Origin of the sequence: Rhizomicrobium sp., assembly GCA_037200985.1 — a bacterium.
Lineage (GTDB): Bacteria > Pseudomonadota > Alphaproteobacteria > Micropepsales > Micropepsaceae > Rhizomicrobium.
Window position 1 is genome coordinate 3,196,237 of sequence record JBBCGJ010000001.1, and the last position, 15,513, is coordinate 3,211,749.

Annotated in this window: 20 protein-coding genes; 7 read left to right on the plus strand and 13 right to left on the minus strand. The window is 67.5% G+C overall.

What is annotated here, in order from left to right; genetic code table 11:
• The first annotated feature begins 72 nt into the window (after positions 1-72).
• Positions 73-1,311: an FAD-dependent oxidoreductase gene (locus WDN01_15590; GenBank protein MEJ0027447.1), complete on the plus strand. Its 1,239-nt coding sequence runs from the start codon at positions 73-75 to the stop codon at positions 1,309-1,311.
• On the opposite strand, the gene WDN01_15595 is transcribed toward WDN01_15590, so the two are convergent.
• The 6 genes from WDN01_15595 to WDN01_15620 all read right to left on the minus strand — a co-directional run bounded on the left by WDN01_15595 (position 1,283) and on the right by WDN01_15620 (position 6,145).
• On the minus strand, positions 1,283-1,750 hold the full coding sequence (locus tag WDN01_15595; protein ID MEJ0027448.1) for a GNAT family N-acetyltransferase: 468 nt from the start codon (positions 1,748-1,750) through the stop codon (positions 1,283-1,285). The two genes, WDN01_15590 and WDN01_15595, sit on opposite strands and share 29 nt — an antisense overlap.
• A 77-nt stretch (positions 1,751-1,827) precedes the next feature.
• Entirely contained in the window at positions 1,828-3,231 is a 1,404-nt protein-coding gene (gene lpdA, locus WDN01_15600; GenBank protein MEJ0027449.1) for a dihydrolipoyl dehydrogenase, read from the minus strand.
• Positions 3,232-3,365: 134 nt separating this feature from the next.
• Positions 3,366-3,539 (minus strand): hypothetical protein, encoded by a 174-nt coding sequence (locus WDN01_15605; GenBank protein ID MEJ0027450.1) that lies wholly within the window; start codon positions 3,537-3,539, stop codon positions 3,366-3,368.
• A 65-nt stretch (positions 3,540-3,604) separates the two neighbouring features.
• The gene (locus WDN01_15610) at positions 3,605-5,344 is read right to left on the minus strand and encodes a sensor histidine kinase (protein MEJ0027451.1); all 1,740 of its coding nucleotides are present in this window, start codon (positions 5,342-5,344) and stop codon (positions 3,605-3,607) included.
• Positions 5,307-5,966: a sigma-70 family RNA polymerase sigma factor gene (locus WDN01_15615; GenBank protein ID MEJ0027452.1), complete on the minus strand. Its 660-nt coding sequence runs from the start codon at positions 5,964-5,966 to the stop codon at positions 5,307-5,309. Before WDN01_15615 ends, WDN01_15610 begins: the two co-directional genes overlap by 38 nt.
• Positions 5,963-6,145: a NepR family anti-sigma factor gene (locus tag WDN01_15620; GenBank protein MEJ0027453.1), complete on the minus strand. Its 183-nt coding sequence runs from the start codon at positions 6,143-6,145 to the stop codon at positions 5,963-5,965. Before WDN01_15620 ends, WDN01_15615 begins: the two co-directional genes overlap by 4 nt.
• A gap of 228 nt (positions 6,146-6,373) precedes the next feature.
• Here WDN01_15620 and WDN01_15625 point away from each other — a divergent pair, with 228 nt between their 5' ends.
• The 4 genes from WDN01_15625 to WDN01_15640 all read left to right on the plus strand — a co-directional run bounded on the left by WDN01_15625 (position 6,374) and on the right by WDN01_15640 (position 8,192).
• Positions 6,374-7,171: a response regulator gene (locus tag WDN01_15625; protein ID MEJ0027454.1), complete on the plus strand. Its 798-nt coding sequence runs from the start codon at positions 6,374-6,376 to the stop codon at positions 7,169-7,171.
• A gap of 78 nt (positions 7,172-7,249) precedes the next feature.
• Positions 7,250-7,603 (plus strand): hypothetical protein, encoded by a 354-nt coding sequence (locus WDN01_15630; GenBank protein ID MEJ0027455.1) that lies wholly within the window; start codon positions 7,250-7,252, stop codon positions 7,601-7,603.
• A gap of 11 nt (positions 7,604-7,614) precedes the next feature.
• Positions 7,615-7,962 carry a hypothetical protein gene (locus tag WDN01_15635; GenBank protein MEJ0027456.1) on the plus strand — a complete coding sequence of 116 codons (348 nt, stop codon included), beginning with the start codon at positions 7,615-7,617 and terminating at the stop codon, positions 7,960-7,962.
• Positions 7,963-8,018: 56 nt separating this feature from the next.
• Entirely contained in the window at positions 8,019-8,192 is a 174-nt protein-coding gene (locus tag WDN01_15640) for a DUF1328 domain-containing protein (GenBank protein MEJ0027457.1), read from the plus strand.
• Between the two features lie 366 nt (positions 8,193-8,558).
• Here WDN01_15640 and WDN01_15645 read toward each other — a convergent pair whose 3' ends face one another.
• The 6 genes from WDN01_15645 to WDN01_15670 all read right to left on the minus strand — a co-directional run bounded on the left by WDN01_15645 (position 8,559) and on the right by WDN01_15670 (position 12,110).
• Complete coding sequence (locus tag WDN01_15645; protein ID MEJ0027458.1) at positions 8,559-10,019, minus strand: glycosyltransferase family 39 protein; 1,461 nt, start codon at positions 10,017-10,019, stop codon at positions 8,559-8,561.
• Positions 10,016-11,104 carry a glycosyltransferase family 2 protein gene (locus tag WDN01_15650; GenBank protein ID MEJ0027459.1) on the minus strand — a complete coding sequence of 363 codons (1,089 nt, stop codon included), beginning with the start codon at positions 11,102-11,104 and terminating at the stop codon, positions 10,016-10,018. The genes WDN01_15645 and WDN01_15650 overlap by 4 nt, the downstream gene beginning before the upstream one ends.
• A gap of 59 nt (positions 11,105-11,163) precedes the next feature.
• Entirely contained in the window at positions 11,164-11,325 is a 162-nt protein-coding gene (locus WDN01_15655) for a hypothetical protein (GenBank protein ID MEJ0027460.1), read from the minus strand.
• Between the two features lies 1 nt (position 11,326).
• Positions 11,327-11,569, minus strand: coding sequence for a hypothetical protein (locus WDN01_15660; GenBank protein MEJ0027461.1), 243 nt, complete (start codon positions 11,567-11,569; stop codon positions 11,327-11,329).
• Between the two features lie 16 nt (positions 11,570-11,585).
• On the minus strand, positions 11,586-11,741 hold the full coding sequence (locus WDN01_15665) for a DUF3309 family protein (protein MEJ0027462.1): 156 nt from the start codon (positions 11,739-11,741) through the stop codon (positions 11,586-11,588).
• Positions 11,742-11,807: 66 nt separating this feature from the next.
• Positions 11,808-12,110, minus strand: coding sequence for a hypothetical protein (locus tag WDN01_15670; GenBank protein ID MEJ0027463.1), 303 nt, complete (start codon positions 12,108-12,110; stop codon positions 11,808-11,810).
• Between the two features lie 137 nt (positions 12,111-12,247).
• Here WDN01_15670 and WDN01_15675 point away from each other — a divergent pair, with 137 nt between their 5' ends.
• On the plus strand, positions 12,248-12,595 hold the full coding sequence (locus WDN01_15675; GenBank protein MEJ0027464.1) for a hypothetical protein: 348 nt from the start codon (positions 12,248-12,250) through the stop codon (positions 12,593-12,595).
• Positions 12,596-12,724: 129 nt separating this feature from the next.
• A complete protein-coding gene (locus tag WDN01_15680; GenBank protein MEJ0027465.1) occupies positions 12,725-13,975 on the plus strand; it encodes a TCR/Tet family MFS transporter in 1,251 nt (416 codons plus the stop codon).
• On the opposite strand, the gene WDN01_15685 is transcribed toward WDN01_15680, so the two are convergent.
• Positions 13,972-15,507 (minus strand): DHA2 family efflux MFS transporter permease subunit, encoded by a 1,536-nt coding sequence (locus WDN01_15685; GenBank protein ID MEJ0027466.1) that lies wholly within the window; start codon positions 15,505-15,507, stop codon positions 13,972-13,974. The two genes, WDN01_15680 and WDN01_15685, sit on opposite strands and share 4 nt — an antisense overlap.
• Positions 15,508-15,513 lie beyond the last annotated feature (6 nt).

The window sequence follows — 15,513 nt, forward strand, 5'->3', positions numbered from 1 at the left end:
CGCCGAACCTAGCGCAGGCTTTTGTCCTTGGCGATGCTTGAGCGTCCCGCGCCGTCCGCCTAGCGTGCCCCGGTGGACAAGCTCACGACCCATTGCGTGATCGCCGGCGGCGGACCCGCCGGCATGATGTGCGGCCTGTTGCTCGCGCGCGCCGGCGTCGACGTCTGGGTACTGGAGAAGCACAAGGATTTCCTGCGCGATTTCCGCGGCGACACGGTGCATCCCTCGACGCTGCAGATCATGGACGAGCTGGGGCTCTTGGAAAAATTCCTGATGCTCCCGCACCAGGAAGCGAGCGAGATCACCGCCGAGATCGGCAAGGAGCGCTTCAAGGTCGCCGACATGTCGCGCCTGCCGACACGGGCGAAGTTCGTCGCGCTGATGCCGCAATGGGATTTCCTCGAATTCCTCGCGGGCGAGGCGAGGCGCTATCCCAATTTCCATCTCGCGATGGAGACGGAGGTCGTCGAGCTCCTCTCCCGGCGCCGGCGCATCGTGGGCGTCAGGGTCAGGACGCCGGAGGGAACCGGCGACCTGCTGGCGCGGCTGGTCATCGGCGCCGACGGCCGCCATTCGAAGGTGCGCGAGAAGGCGCGGCTGAAGGTGCGCGATCTGGGCGCGCCGTTCGACGTGCTGTGGCTGCGGCTGCCCACCGCGCCGGACGATCCCAAAGAGCCGGTGGGGCGCTTCGTCGGCGGCAATCTGTTCGTGATGCTCTATCGCGGCGATTATTGGCAATGCGCCCTGGCGATTCCCAAGGGCGGCCTGGCCGAGCTGAAGAAGGAAGGTCTCTCGGCGTTCCTGGCGCGGCTGCGCACCGCCGCCGGCTTCGCGCGCGACCGCGTGGAGACGATCAAGAGCTTCGACGATGTGAGCCTGTTGACGGTGCGGGTCGACCGGCTGACGCGCTGGGCCCGGCCCGGCCTACTGTGCATCGGCGACGCGGCGCATGCCATGAGCCCGATCGGCGGCGTCGGCATCAACCTGGCGATCCAGGACGCGGTGGCGACCGCCAATGCGCTGGCCTCCGTCCTCGCCACGCGGCGGCCGCGCCTGTCCGAACTGCAACGCGTGCAGCGCCGCCGCGAATGGCCGACAAGCGTGGTGCAGCGTTTCCAGGTGCTGGTGCAGAACACCGTGCTGGCGCGGACCATCCGCAGCCAGGTGACGCCAAGGCCGCCCTGGCCGCTTTATGTCCTCGACCGCTGGACGTGGGCGCGCCAATGGCCGGCGCGTTTCATCGGCCTCGGCGTGCGGCCGGAGCATGTGAAGAGCAAAGCGGTCACGCCAGCCGATAGCGCGCCCAGGTGATGCCGGCGTCGTCGACGCCCTGGTCGTCGAGCCCGGTCATGCGTTCCCAGCCCGTCGCCTCGTAGAACGCGATCGCCTTGCGGTTGGGGACGTCGAGCTTGAGCGTCAGCGGCCCGCCGACGACGCGGCGGACGTGTTCGACCAGCGCGCGGCCGACGCCGAGGCGCTGCGCGTCGGGATCGACATAGAGGCAGTGGACGAAATTCTCCTCGCGATAGATCGAGAGGATGCCGACCGTCGCCTCGCCCATCCGCGCCAGCCAGACCTCCTCGTCCAGCGCGAACATTCGGAAATCCTCGGCGCGGAAATGGTCGTCGGGCCGCCAGGTGAAGGCCGCCCGCCCGCTGCGGACATAGAGCGCGGCGGCTTCGTCGATCTCCGCCGCGTCGCACGCGGTGCGGATCGTGAGACTGAGGGCGGAGCAGATGGATCGTGACATTTCATCGTCATCCTGCTCGCGTCATGCTGAGGTGCGAGCGAAGCGAGCCTCGAAGCACGCGAGCGGGCCTCGAAGGATCACATCTGCATCGTCCAGCCCTCGACACCTTCCGCCGCCTGGCGGACGGCCTCGCTCAGCGTCGGATGCGGATGGCTGGTGCGCGCGATGTCTTCCGACGAGGCGCCGAACTCGATGGCAAGGGCCGCTTCGGAGATCATCTCGCCGGCATTGGCGCCCAGGATGTGCACGCCCAGCACCCGGTCGGTCTTGGCGTCGGCGATGATCTTGGCGAAGCCGTCGGTCGCAGCGATGGTCTTGGCGCGGGCATTCGCGGTGAAGGGGAATTTGCCGACCTTGTAGGCGATGCCGGCGGACTTCAGTTCCTCTTCCGTCTTGCCGACGCTCGCGACTTCCGGCGCGGTGTAGACCACGGCGGGGATCGCGTCGTAGTTCACATGCCCCGCCTTGCCGGCGATGCGCTCGGCGCAGGCAACCGCTTCGTCTTCCGCCTTGTGCGCCAGCATCGGGCCTTCCCGACAATCGCCGATCGCCCAGATGCCCGCGACATTGGTGGCGTAATGCGCATCGGTGACGACGCGGCCGCGCGGATCGAGCTTCACGCCCACTTTCTCGAGGCCGAGATTGTCGACGAAAGGCCGCCGCCCGATGGAGACCAGCATGATGTCGGTCTCGATGGTCTGCTTGTCGCCGCCGGCCGCGGGCTCGACCGTGACGAGAAGCGCCCCGCCCGTTTTCTCGACGCCCACGACCTTGGTCGAAAGCTGGAATTTCATGCCCTGCCGCGAAAGGATGCGCTGGAACTGCTTGCCGACCTCGCCGTCGAGGCCCGGCGTGATGCGGTCGAGGAATTCGACCACCGTCACCTCGGCGCCGAGCCGGCGCCACACCGAGCCGAGCTCCAAGCCGATATAGCCGCCGCCGACCACGAGCAGGCGCTTGGGCACCTCTTTCAGAGACAGTGCGCCGGTGGACGACACGATCTGCGTCTCGTCGATGGTCACGCCGGGAAGGAAGGCGACCTCGGAGCCTGTCGCGACGACGATGTGCCTGGTCTCCAGCATGCGGACTGCGCCGTCCTTGCCCGTCACCTCGACCTTGCCGGGCGCCGCGATGCGCGCCTCGCCGACGATCGCCTCGGACTTGGCCTTACGCAGGAGGAATTCGACGCCCTTGGTAAGCTCGCCGACAACCTTGGTCTTGTGCGCCATCATGAGGCCGAGATCGAGCTCGGGCGCGACCTTGATGCCGAGCTTCGGCAGATGGTTCTTCGCCTCGTCGAACAATTCGCTGGTGTGCAGCAGCGCCTTGGACGGGATGCAGCCGATGTTGAGGCAGGTGCCGCCGAAGGTGCCGCGCTTGTCGATACAGGCCGTCTTCAGTCCCAGCTGGCCGAGCCGGATCGCGGCGTTATAGCCGCCGGGGCCGCCGCCGATGACGACCGCGTCGAAAGTATCCGCCATAAATCGCCGTCCTCGAAATACGAAGGCAGCGTTATGCGCCGGTGCGCCGCGCGAGACAATTGCCGAAGAGACGCGGCCTATCCCCGCAAAAAAGACCGGCCCCGCGAGGGGCCGGTCCCTTGGTCGCGCCGCGTCTAGTGGCGGCTCATCCGGTCGTTTTCGGACGCCTGGCGGCCGTCCTGATCGGCCTGGTCCTGCCGGCCCTGCTTGTCCCGCTTCTTCGCGCTCTTGTCGGCGGCCTGCTCCTGCTGCGGAGGCTGGCGGCGGATGTCCTGATCGCGGGTGCGGGTATTGTCCTGATTGCCCATTCTTCGTCTCCCTTTGCTGAGGGGCGCGTCGCTGCGCGCCCGCCTCTGTAACGGAACAGGGCAAATCACGTTTCGGCGGTTCCGGCGGAAACCTCGTTCGGCGCGCATGCCGGATCGCGGAAGATGACCTCCACCATGGTTCCCTTTCCGGGCTCCGAATGGAGCGCCGAGACGCCGCCGATCTGCGCGCCGAAAGTTCGGATCAGCCGCGTGCCCATGCCGGTCTTGCCGCCACGGTCGGTGAAGCCCGCACCGTCGTCGCTGATCGCGAGCCTGAGCTTGCCGCCAGCGATCGGGGCCAATTCGATCCGCACCAGGCCCTGCTGGCCCGGCGGGAAGGCGTATTTGAAGATGTTGGTCAGCGCCTCGACCGCGAACAGCGCGAGCGGCACGGCGACTTCGCCCGAGACGTCGCGGTCCACCAGATTCTCCTCGACCCGCACGCCGACATTCTCGCCGCGCATGCCCTCGGTGATCTGGTGCGCGAGTTCGTGGAGCAGGCGCTTCAGGTCGATGGTCGTCTGGTCCTCGATCTCGTGCAGGATGCGGTGGACCAGCGCCAGGGCGTTGATGCGCACCTGCGCCTGCATCAGCGCGTCTCGCGCCGCCGGATCGCGGAGCTGGCTGGCCTGGAGGCTGAGCAGGCTCATCACGATCTGCAGATTGTTCTTCACGCGGTGATGGATCTCGCGGATGAGAAGCGATTTCTGGGTGAGCGCGTCGCGCAGCTTGCGGTCGCGGTCCTGGATCGAATCGGCCATCGCCGACATGCCGTCGCCCAGGCTGCGGAATTCGCGCGGCGCATCCTCGAGCTGCGGGCGGATCGCGTAATGGCCCGACCGGTAGGCGGCGGAGATGCGCCGCAGATAGGCGATCCATTGCGTCACCTGCCGCTCGGTCGCGAACCAGATGCCGGCCCAGGCGAGCCCGATCATCAGGATGGGCATCAGGAAATCCGCCCCGACATGCAGATAGGTATCGCTGAACAGCCGGCTCTCGCGCATGGCGAAGGCCACGTTGATCACGCCGCCGCGCAGCGGCGAGGTCGCAAAGGTCCAGTTGTTGCCGCGCGCGTCGTCGGCGGAATGCACGTCGCGCTCGCTCGCGAACCGCCGGGCGGTGCCGACGAGGGCGCGGGCGACGCCGGCGTCGTTCGAGGCCAGGATGTTGCCGTCGCGATCGTAGATGAACACGACCGCGCCCTTCTGCAATCCGTTGCCGCGCACCATGAAATCGAGCCAATGGAGCTGGAGCACGACCGACAGCGCGCCGTCGAAGCGGCCCTCGGAATCGCGCAGCGGCAGCATGCCGATGATCACCGGCTGCTTGAGGACCTGGCTTATCATCTGGCCGCTCACGACGAAGGATTTGGAGGCGCGCGCGCGTTCGAAGATCGGCAGGCCGGCGGCGCTGTTGCCCCTGGCGCGCGGCAGGGCCGAACAGACATCGGTGCCGTCGGCCCCGAGGCGGGAGAGATTGGCGAAATATTTCACCCCGATCAGCGCGTCGCCCAGCACCGCATCGCAATCGCGCGAGACATTGCGCACATCGCTGAGATTGGCGAGGGCGCGGGCGATCTGCTCCGCCGAGGAAAGGAGATTCTCCTCGTCCTTCGCCGCGCCGTTGGCGGACTGGATAAGGCGGTCGTGCACGCGCGCCACGTCGGCTCCGGCACGGTCGATGCCCTGCAGGATGCTGACGACGGCGATCGGCAGAAGTGCGACGGTTACCGCGATGAGGAGCGTGATGCGGAGCGGCCAGCCCCGCTCACTCGTCTGTTCCCTTGCGTCGTCTGCGGGCTGCATCGGGACCGTCTTGCGGCGCGAGGCGATCCAATTGCGCCATGATTTCACGGGCAGCTTCCCCTTCGGGCGGTCGGTCCGACTGCGGCAACGCCTCATCGCCGTCGAGGATTGCAATAAGAGCCTTGCGTGCGCGCGCAACCCTGCTTTTCACCGTGCCCACGGCGCAATTGCAGATTTCCGCGGCGTCCTCATACGAAAATCCGCCGGCGCCGACCAGGATCAGCGCTTCGCGCTGTTCGTCGGTCAGGGCGCGGAGGGCGCGCGCCGTGTCGGACAATTCGGCCGACCAGCCCTGGTCCTGGCCGCCGCCGGGAATCTTCTCGGCGGCTTCCTGATCCCACGGCGCCTGACGCCAGGCGCGGCGGCGGTCGGAATAGAACTGGTTGCGAAGGATGGTGAAGAGCCATGCCTTCAGGTTCGTGCCGGGCACGAAGGAATCGCGCGACTGCCAGGCCTTGACCAGGGCTTCCTGGGCGAGGTCGTCGGCGCCTTCATGGCTGCCGCAGAGCGAGCGCGCGAAGGCACGCAGGAACGGGACGAGTCCCAGGAGCTCCGTCTTGAAGTCGTCCGGTTCGGACGCGGGAGCGCTGTGCGGGGCGGGGGCGGTGTGGGGGGCGGTCATGACGACTTCTTCCCCGACTCGTCCTTCGCATCGATCCGACGCAACAGGTCCATGAATTCGTCCGGCACGGGCTCTTGCGAGACCGCATCGTAGATGCGCCGCAGCTCCCGTCCGATCACCCGCTGCCGCGCGCGGATGGCGCGCGCTTTTTCGCGGTTAGGGTTCTGTTCCTTAGACAAATTCCAATTCCGCTGTTGCGGTGCGCCTGACAAAGCCGTTCTCCGATCGGGGCTGATTACACAGATAAATCAGCCCCTTAATTTGACTCATCCGCCCACCAACTCCCTCCAGGGAAGCCAACGCCTGCCGCCCGCCAATGGTTCCCCCCGCTTATGGAACTTTTCGTCTCAAGGAGCATTCCCCTTTGAGAACGACGATGATAGCGCCGTCGAAGGAGCCCGTTTTTCATGAGCATGTCCCAGACCCTTGCCCCGCATCTTCCCTATCTGCGCCGCTATGCCCGCGCGCTGTGCGGCTCCCAGTCCAGCGGCGACACCTATGTCCGCGCCGCCCTGTCCGCGCTGCTGGCTGGCGACCAGACGCTGGTCGAGGGCGTGGCGCCCCGCGTCGGCCTGTACCGCGTCTTCCACGCCATCTGGCAATCGGCCTCGGGCCGCATCGACGAGAACACGACGCGGATCGCCGAGACCAAGCCGTCGCCGGAGACGCGCCTGAGCGCGCTCGATTCGAACAAGCGCGCCGCACTGCTCCTGACCGCCGTGGAGGCCTTCAGCCTCGAAGAGGCCGCCTTCATCCTGGACGAGACCGCCGAGGAAGTGGAGCGCGCCATCGTCGACGCGCAGCAGACCATCGACCGCCAGCTCGCCAGCCGCGTCCTCATCATCGAGGACGAGCCGATCATCGCGCTCGACCTGGAGAACCTCGTCACCGAGCTCGGCCACAAGGTCGTCGCGACGGCCGCGACCCGGGCCGAGGCGGTCGCCAAGGCCCATTCGGAGCGGCCCGGCCTGGTGCTGGCCGACATCAATCTGGGCGAAGGCGGCTCGGGCATCGACGCGGTGGCCGAGATCCTGAACAGCTTCGACATTCCGGTGATCTTCATCACCGCCTATCCCGAGAAGCTGCTGACCGGCGAGCGGCCGGAGCCGACCTATCTGATCGCCAAGCCCTTCCTGCCCGAGACGGTGCAGGCGACGGTCGGCCAGGCGCTTTTCTTCCATTCGGCGGCCAAAAAAGCCGCGTAATTCCAAAGTTCCCTAACACGGAACTTTGAGGCATGGTGGGGCCATTCCCCCAAAGTTCTGGGATATTCGGAGAGAACGATGAGCGCCGCCGGCAACACCGAAATCGACGCGAGACTGTCCGCCTTGCGGACCGATCTGGAGACATTGCAGAAGGATCTGAGGGCCTTGGCCGGCGACGTCGGCGACGTCGCCTCGCACCAGGCCAGGGACGCCCTCAAGAAGGCCGAAGCGGTCGCCGAGCGGGCCTATGCGCTGGCCGAGGATGCCGCCTCCCAGGCCAGCAAGACCGCGTTCGACGCCGCCGAAGACGTCGAGGAATGGGCGAGCGAGAACGCCGAGAGCCTGCGCACCACGGTGCGCGAGCAGCCGCTGACCTCGCTCGCCATCGCCGCCGGCGTCGGCGCGTTCCTGGCCCTGCTTCTTCGCCGCTGACGGGATCCGTCATGGGGGCGAAAATCGCCGCGGCGTCGGTGCTTGCGGTCATCGGATTGCTGCTCGTCGTGTTCGGCGTGGGCTTTCTCAGCTATGCGCTGGTGCTGGCCCTCACGCCGCTTCTGGGCGCGGCCGGCGGCGCGGCGGTGACCGGCGCGGTCTTCGTCGGTCCGCCGGTGCTGTGGGCCGGCATCGTCCTCATGCGCGGGCCGCCCAAGCCGAAGCCGACGGCGCTGCCGTCCAGCCTGTGGATGGCGCTGTTCGCGGCGATCGCCAAGGAGACGCCGTGGATCGCGATCGTCGGCGCCATCGTCGTCGCCGGCGCCGAGATGTTCTTCGGCGGCCGGACGCGGAAATAACCGGAACTCCCGCTTTTCCCTGACGTTTCCTCTGCAAGCAGCAGAGGACGATCGTCATGCTCGGATATGCGGTTCTGTTTTTGATCCTGGCGCTCGTCGCCGGCTATCTGGGCTTCTTCGGATTGGCGGGCCTTGCGGCCAGCATCGCCAAGATCCTCTTGATCGTCTTCGTCGTGCTCCTGATCGTGAGCGCCTTTTCCGGCGCGCTGCGCGGCCGCCCGCCGATCTAAAGTCGGTTTGCCCTGAAACTATCCACAGTCGTCATTGCCCGGCTTGGCCGGGCAATCCGTTTTTCGCCGCCAAATTGGGTCGCCCGCATGGTCCGAGCGCCATGTGTGGACGGCGATGACGATTGTTCTTGGGGCCCGTCGGCGGCGGCGCCGTTCGCGCGAAAAAAATCAAGTCGATCAAGCGGCTGCGATAGGCGCCGGGACGGGTTATGCATCCCGCAAATTATTTTCTGAAACCCGGCAACCCAAATTAACCCCGTGCATTCTCTTCTCCGAGCGGACGTCCGGTCCGGAACGCCCCAGCCCCTTCGACAGCCCGCATCGGGTGTCCGCTCGTCTTCCTCCCCCTCGAAAATCCGGAAGCGCTTACGGCAAGCGCCCGAAGCGCGTGCCGCGCCAATCGCCCAGCAGATAGGCGACGTAGTGCGCGATCGGCACGCCATGGCGCAGCCGGTCGAAGCGCGCCACTTCACGCACCTGGCCGAAGCGGCCGGCCAGTTCGGCGTGCTTGTCCAATCTCTGCTCCACCACATAGAGCACCGGCTTCGCCAGAAGCCCGGCATCCGGCACCGGCGCGTCGAGGTAGCGATCGTCCTCGTTCGCCTGGATCACCGGCGGGTGGTCCGGCAGGTAGAACGCGAACCAGGACGTCGACGCATAGTCCGTCGTCACGATGGCGGCGGCGTTGTTGCTCCGCCGCAAGGTTTCGATGTTCGCCGCCACGCCGTCGAAGCCGACGGCCAGGAGCCGCGCCAGGGGATCGCTCCTGCCGAAGGGGATGACGCCGAACAGCGCCTGGGCATAGACCGCCAGCAGCAGGACCGCCGCGACCGGCGTCGCCGCGGGACGCGCCACGCGCCAGACCGCCTTCATCCATCCCGTCCAGTCGCTTTGCACCCAGGCCTGCGCCGCCGCCACGCCAAGGGCGGGAAACAGGAAGGACGGCCAATTGCCCTGGATGCGGTCGTGCAGCGAATGGATGAGAAAGTAGAGCGCCGAAGGAAAGACGAGGGCCGCCAGCAGGAATTCCGCGCTGTCGCTGTCGCGCGCGCGGAAGGCCAGCGCCAGCGTCGCCAGCACGAAGATGAAGGGCGAGGCCAGCACGAGCTGGGCGCCGAGGAATTCGAGCAGGAAGCGCAGCGTGAAATGCCCTCCGGCGATGCGGCCGAACTGGAAGGCGAAGGTCGCCCAGCCATGCGCGTCGTTCCACAAAAGGTTGGGCAGGAAGACGATGAGCGCGACCGCGCCGCCGGCCCAGGGCCAGGGCGTGACGAGCCAGCGCCGCGCCTTGGGCGACAGCAGCAGCCACACCGCCATGCCGGCGCCCAGGAAGAAGATCGTGTATTTCGACAGCAGGCCCAATCCCGCGGCGAGGCCGACGCCCAGCCACCACGCGCCGTTTCCGGACTCCCGCACCTTGGCCAGCGCATAGAGCACCGCCGCCGCGGCCGCGACCGACGGCCCGTCCGGCGTCGCCGCCAGCGTCTCGACCGAGATCATCAGGGTCAGGTTGAAGAACAGGCAGGCGCGCGCCCCCGCATCCGCGTCGCGCAGCAGCGCGGCGCCGGCACGCCAGACGAAAAAGCTCGCCAGGATCGAAAGGACGATGCCTCCGGCGCGCACGCCGAGCGCGGTGTCGCCGAAGAGCAGCGTGCCGGCGCGGATGACATAGGCGATGGCGGGCGGATGATCGAAATAACCGGCGCCGAGATGGCGCGACCACAGCCAGTAATAGGCCTCGTCGGCCGAGAGCGGCAGGACGGCCGCGGCCACCGCGCGCAGCACCGTCAGGCCGAGGATCGCGAGAAGGATATGCCGGCGCGTCATCTGGTGCGCCACACGAACAGGCTCGACATCGCGTAGTTCCAGAACAGCCCCATCGCCGCGCCGGCGGCGCCGGCCACCCACCACACCTTCTCTTCCGCATAGAGCCAATTGGCGATGCCGACATTCGTGAAGGCGCCGATCGAGCAGAACAGGCAGAAGACGACGAAGCCCCAGAACATCGAGGCGCCCTTGAGGCGCCGGTCGCGATAGGTCAGCTCGTTGTTGAGGAAGAAATTGCTGGTCAGCGCGACGAAGGTGGCGATCGCCTGGGCGGTGTAGAAGTCCCGCGCGCCCGCCAGCAGCGCCGACTTCAGCGCGATCAGATGGACCACGAGGCCGAGCGCGCCGACCAGCGCGAAGAACAGAAAGCGCGGCTCGACCACGTCGCCGGTCAGCTTGGCGAAGATGAGGCCCAGGAATTCGACGCCGATCTGGACGTTGAACTTGCTTTCGCCCTGCTCGCGCCTGCCGAACACATAGGACTGCTCCGCCACCCGCAGCGAAGGCCCGGCGGTGGCGACGATGTCGAGCAGGATCTTGAAGCCGGCCGGCGACAGCCGCTCCGCGATCGCGTCGAACCGGTCGCGCCGCAGCATGAAGAAGCCGCTCATCGGATCGGACAGCGGCACGTCGAGGATCTTGCGCGTGATGTTCGTGGCGAGAAGGCTCAGCCGGCCGCGCGCCGCATCGAACGATTCGGCGCTGCCGCCCGCGATATAGCGGCTGGCGGCGACGAGGTCGGCCGTGCCGCCGCGCAGCTTATCGAGCATCGCCACCAGGGCGTGCTCGTCATGCTGGAGGTCGGCGTCCATCACCGCGACGAACGGCGCGCTGGAAGCCAGCATGCCCTCGATGCAGGCGCCGGCAAGCCCGCGCCGGCCGACGCGGCGCAGGCAGCGCACGCGCGGATCGCGCGCCGCGATCGCCTTGGCGGTCTCGGCGGTGCCGTCCGGCGAATCGTCGTCGACGAAGATCGCCTCCCAGGCGATGCCGGCCAGCGCCGCATCCAGCCGCCGCACCAGCTCGGCGACATTGTCCCGTTCCTTGAAGGTGGGAAGGACGATGGAAAGCTCGACAGCGGACACGCAAATCTCCTGGCGCCGCCTTGGTGGCAACAGGCCAGGACGGCGTCAAGGGATGCCCGCTAGAGGAAGTAGACCGACCAGAGGACGACGCCGGCCACCACCGCCAGCGCCAGGCTGACGCGCAGGACCCAGCGGACATGGCCCGAGGTCTCGCCCTGGCGGGCGTCCTCGGTCGATACGACCTGTTTGGGGGTCGAATTGTCGGTCATGGGTGTCGCCATGTCACGCTCCCTGTGGGGCGGCGGGATGGATGCGCCGTTCGAGCTCCGCGCGGGCATCGTTGACGAGCTGCAGGCGCTGGGTTTCGCCCTCGCCGTCCTGCTCGCGAATCCGCCGCTCCCAGGCGCTCAGGATCTCGAGCCGCTCCTCGTCGTTGAATCGCCGGTCGCGCATCACGTCCAGCGGGGCGCGATGGAAGCGGAGCGGCTCCTGCACGATGTCTTCGATGAGCTTCTTCTTGGTCATCAGCGGGACAATCGGATCAGAACCGCCCCAGAAGCACGAGCACCAGCACGATGATGAGAACCAGGCCCAACCCGCCGCTCGGGTAGTAGCCCCAATTGCGGCTGTGCGGCCAGGACGGCCACGCGCCGAACAAAAGAAGCAGAAGGACGATGATGAGAATTGTGCCGAGCATCTGGACTTACCTCGCAAGAACCTTGTGTTGGGAACACCAAGGTCACGGCAGAGTTCCGCCGCCGGTTCAGCGTCCGCGCCGTTTGCGCGTCGCGGCGGCCTTCTTCGCGGACGCCGAACGCTGCGCCGCGGTGCGGCCGGCCGCGGCGGCGCCGCCGAGGCGTCCGCCCTTGCGCGACGGCGCACGGTCCTCGCTGCGCCCGCGGCCCGAGCCGCTCTTCTTGCCGCCATGGGTCTCGGCGTTCACCGTCGCCCAAGCGCGCCGTTCGGCTTCCTTCTTCGCCGTTCCGTGTTTCTCGTAGCCTTCCTCGATATGTTCGGCCTGACGCTTCTGTTTGCCGGTGTAACTCGACTTGTCGCCGCGCGGCATGGCTGTCTCCCTTTCGGGTGCAAACGGCTCGGCGCCGAAACGGGTTCCCCTGCGGCGTTATCCCGGCGGGTTCCCGGAACGGCCGGCGCGCCCCGGCGTTCAAACGCGGGACGGGCGCGCCTCACAGGAGAACAACCATGACGATTCACAAATTCGCATTGGGCGGTGCCGCCGTTTTCGCGCTGGTGACACTGGCCGCACCGGCCTTTGCGTTTACGCACCATCCGGCCACGCCGGCCGAAAACGCGCAGACCGACGAGTTGAACGCGCAGGCGTTGGCCAATGCGCAGGGCGGAACGGCCCCGGCCGGCGCGACCAATGCCGGAGCGAACAGCAACACGTTGAACAATGGCGGCATGATCACCGGCTCGGGCATGAATGCCGGCGGCATCGACGAGAACGGGAACGCCGCGCCGCCGCCCAAGCCGACCCAGCCGACGCCGGACAAGCCGTCGGACGATTCGACGCCCAACAACGGACAGTAACGCGGCGTAATCGCGGTGTGCGAGAGGGCCGGCGCCCAGGCGCCGGCCTTTTCTTTTCGGACGCGCGGCAAGCGCTCGAGCCTGCCGCGCGCGATTGCCTGACCCGGCACGATAGCCCATCATCGCGCCATGACCGACGACGCCGAACCCGCGTCCGGACGCGGGCGAGCGGCGTTCGGTTTCATTTTCGCGAGCGCGGTGGCGTGCGCGGTGACGATCGGCATCATGATTCCGGTCCTGCCGAACCTGCTCAAGCAGTTCAACGGCGGCGACACCGCCGCGGCCGCCGACTGGAATGTCGCCTTCGCCGTGTTCGGCGGGGCGATGAGCTTCCTCGCGGGGCCCGTGCTGGGCCTGTTGTCGGACCGGCTCGGACGCCGGCCGGTGCTTCTTCTGTGCATCGGCGGCCTCGGCCTCGACTTCCTGTTCATGGCCTTCGCGCCGAGCCTCGCCTGGCTGTTCGTCGGTCGGCTGATCAGCGGCGCGACCTCCGGCGTATTCTCCACGGCGAATGCCTATGTCGCGGACGTGACGCCGCCCGAGGAGCGCGCCCAGGCCTTCGGCTGGATGGGCGCCGCGTTCAGCGTCGGCTTTCTCGCGGGGCCTGCGATCGGCGGCTATCTCGGCGACATCAATCTGCGCCTGCCCTTCCTCGTGGCGGCGGCGCTCACGCTCGTCAACGCGCTCTACGGCTTCTTCGTGGTCCCGGAATCGCTGCCGCCGTCCAGGCGCACGGCGGCCTTCCATTGGCGGCGCGCCAATCCCTTGGGATCGCTGAAGCTGCTGCGCTCGCATCATGAGTTGCTGCCGCTGGCGACCGTCGGCTTCCTCAACCAGCTCGCCAACATGGTGTGGCCGAGCGTGTTCGTTCTCTATGCCGGCTATCGCTTCCACTGGACGGCCGGCACGACCGGCCTGTTCATGGCGGCCTTCAGCTGCGTCGGCGTCTCGGTGCAGAGCTTCATCGTCGGACCTTTCGTCAGGCGGTTCGGCGAGCGCGCCTGCCTGATCGCCGGCGCGGCCTTTCCCATTCTCGGCCTGGCGTGGATCTCCTGGGCGCCGACGGTGTGGCTCTATCTGCTGGCCGTGCCGTTCAACGCGCTGTGGCAATTGCTCGTGCCGGGCCTGCAGGGATTGATGACGCGGCGCGTCGGGCCTTCCGAACAGGGACAATTGCAGGGCGCCAATCAGAGCCTGGCCGGTGTCGCCTCGGTCGCCGGGCCGCTCGTCTACGGCCTGTCCTTCGCCTGGGCGGTGCGCCATCCGCAGTGGAATATTCCCGGCCTGCCCTTTCTTCTGGCGTCGCTCACCATGATGCTGTGCCTCGCCATCGCGATCCGCTCGGGCCGCATGGCGCGCGCCGCCGAAGCGGCGGCCTAAGCGACTTCCGGTCCCATCGCCGAGCGGCGGATGTGGCGCATGAAGGGCAGCACCAGAAGCGACAGCGCGAAGAACAGGCCGATCGCGATCCACGCCTCGTTGAACGACTGCACCAGCGCGGCCTTTTGGATCAGCGGCTCGGCGAAGGCGCGCATGGTCTCGTCGACCGGTCCCATGTCGCGGCCGTGGAAGTATTGCGCCGGCAGGCCGACGAGACGCGCCGCGTCGGCGTCGCCGGCCTGGAGCCGTTGCGCCAGCGCCCGGGCGTGCGTCGGCGTGCGCTGATAGAGGATCGTGTCGACCAGCGCGATGCCGATGGCGCCGCCCAGATTGCGCATCAGGTTGAACAGCGCGCTGCCGTCCGCGACCTGGCCCGGCATCAGCGTGTCGAGCGCCAGCCGCGTCGCCGGCAGGATGCAGAGCATGACGCTGGCGCCGCGCATCACCTGCGGCCAGAACAGGCCGTCATAATCCGTCGCCGCCGTCTCGTAGCCGTTGGCGATCAGGCCGGCGGCGAACAGGCTGTAGCCGAAGCCGGTCAGGATGCGCGGATCGACCTTGCTTTCGAGCCAGGCGGCGACGGGCGCGGTCGCAAGCTGGGCCGCGCCGGAGACGATCATGATCGTGCCGATCTCCCATGGCGAATGCTCGCGCACCAGGCCGAGGAACAGGGCGAGCAGGTAGACCGAGCCGTAAAGACCCAGCCCCAGCACGAAGCTCAGCGTGCAGCCGAGCGTGAAGGTGCGCTCGCGGAAGCGGTAGAGGTCGAGGAAGGGATGCCGGCTGAACAGGCTGCGCCAGATCGCGCCCGAGCCGGTCACCACGCAGACCCCGATGCAGCCGAACACGAAGGCGCCCTGCCATTGGTATTTCGGCGCTTCCTTGAGCACCAGTTCGAGTGTCGCCAGGAAGACCGCCGCCAGCGCGACGGCGAAATAGTCGATGCGGCGGAATTCGGACGCGTCCGGCTCGCCCAGCCGCACGAAGCCGATCACCAGGCCCACGATCGCGATGCCGGGGACGAGATTGATCAGGAAGATCCAGTGCCAGCTATAGTACTCCGTGAGATAGCCGCCGATGGCGGGCCCGACCGTCGGCGCGATCACCGCCAGCGTGCCGGCCAGCGCGGTGGCGGCGATGCGGTGCTTCTCCGGCATCATCACGAAGACCGAGGTGAAGACGCCGGGGATCAGCATGCCGCCGCAGAAGCCCTGGACCACGCGCAGGACGATGAAGGGCGGCAGCGAGGTGCACAGGGCGCAGGCCATGCTCGCCAGGGTGAAGCCCAGTGTTGCGGCCGCGAACATCCAGCGCAGGGACATCGCCCGCGTGAGCCAGCCGGTCAGCGGAATGGCGATCACCTCCGCCATGAGATAGCCGGTCTGGATCCAGCTCAGTTCGTCCGACGTGACCTTGAGCGAGGCCTGGATGGTGGTGAAGGAGCTGGCGACGATCTGGATGTCCAGCACGGCCATCGCCATGCCGAGACACATGGCCGCGAAGCCGATCCAGATTTTGACGATGGGCGGCATCAGGTC

Excerpts from the sequence above, each read along its gene's own strand:
- WDN01_15665 (MEJ0027462.1), bottom strand. The coding sequence starts at position 11,741 with ATGCTCGGCACAATTCTCATCATCGTCCTTCTGCTTCTTTTGTTCGGC.
- WDN01_15675 (MEJ0027464.1), top strand. The coding sequence starts at position 12,248 with ATGACGATTCACAAATTCGCATTGGGCGGTGCCGCCGTTTTCGCGCTG.
- WDN01_15645 (MEJ0027458.1), bottom strand. The coding sequence starts at position 10,019 with ATGACGCGCCGGCATATCCTTCTCGCGATCCTCGGCCTGACGGTGCTG.
- WDN01_15635 (MEJ0027456.1), top strand. The coding sequence starts at position 7,615 with ATGGGGGCGAAAATCGCCGCGGCGTCGGTGCTTGCGGTCATCGGATTG.
- WDN01_15655 (MEJ0027460.1), bottom strand. The coding sequence starts at position 11,325 with ATGGCGACACCCATGACCGACAATTCGACCCCCAAACAGGTCGTATCG.
- WDN01_15660 (MEJ0027461.1), bottom strand. The coding sequence starts at position 11,569 with ATGACCAAGAAGAAGCTCATCGAAGACATCGTGCAGGAGCCGCTCCGC.
- WDN01_15685 (MEJ0027466.1), bottom strand. The coding sequence starts at position 15,507 with ATGCCGCCCATCGTCAAAATCTGGATCGGCTTCGCGGCCATGTGTCTC.
- WDN01_15615 (MEJ0027452.1), bottom strand. The coding sequence starts at position 5,966 with ATGACCGCCCCCCACACCGCCCCCGCCCCGCACAGCGCTCCCGCGTCC.
- WDN01_15680 (MEJ0027465.1), top strand. The coding sequence starts at position 12,725 with ATGACCGACGACGCCGAACCCGCGTCCGGACGCGGGCGAGCGGCGTTC.
- WDN01_15610 (MEJ0027451.1), bottom strand. The coding sequence starts at position 5,344 with ATGCAGCCCGCAGACGACGCAAGGGAACAGACGAGTGAGCGGGGCTGG.
- lpdA (MEJ0027449.1), bottom strand. The coding sequence starts at position 3,231 with ATGGCGGATACTTTCGACGCGGTCGTCATCGGCGGCGGCCCCGGCGGC.
- WDN01_15640 (MEJ0027457.1), top strand. The coding sequence starts at position 8,019 with ATGCTCGGATATGCGGTTCTGTTTTTGATCCTGGCGCTCGTCGCCGGC.
- WDN01_15625 (MEJ0027454.1), top strand. The coding sequence starts at position 6,374 with ATGAGCATGTCCCAGACCCTTGCCCCGCATCTTCCCTATCTGCGCCGC.
- WDN01_15670 (MEJ0027463.1), bottom strand. The coding sequence starts at position 12,110 with ATGCCGCGCGGCGACAAGTCGAGTTACACCGGCAAACAGAAGCGTCAG.
- WDN01_15630 (MEJ0027455.1), top strand. The coding sequence starts at position 7,250 with ATGAGCGCCGCCGGCAACACCGAAATCGACGCGAGACTGTCCGCCTTG.
- WDN01_15605 (MEJ0027450.1), bottom strand. The coding sequence starts at position 3,539 with ATGGGCAATCAGGACAATACCCGCACCCGCGATCAGGACATCCGCCGC.
- WDN01_15595 (MEJ0027448.1), bottom strand. The coding sequence starts at position 1,750 with ATGTCACGATCCATCTGCTCCGCCCTCAGTCTCACGATCCGCACCGCG.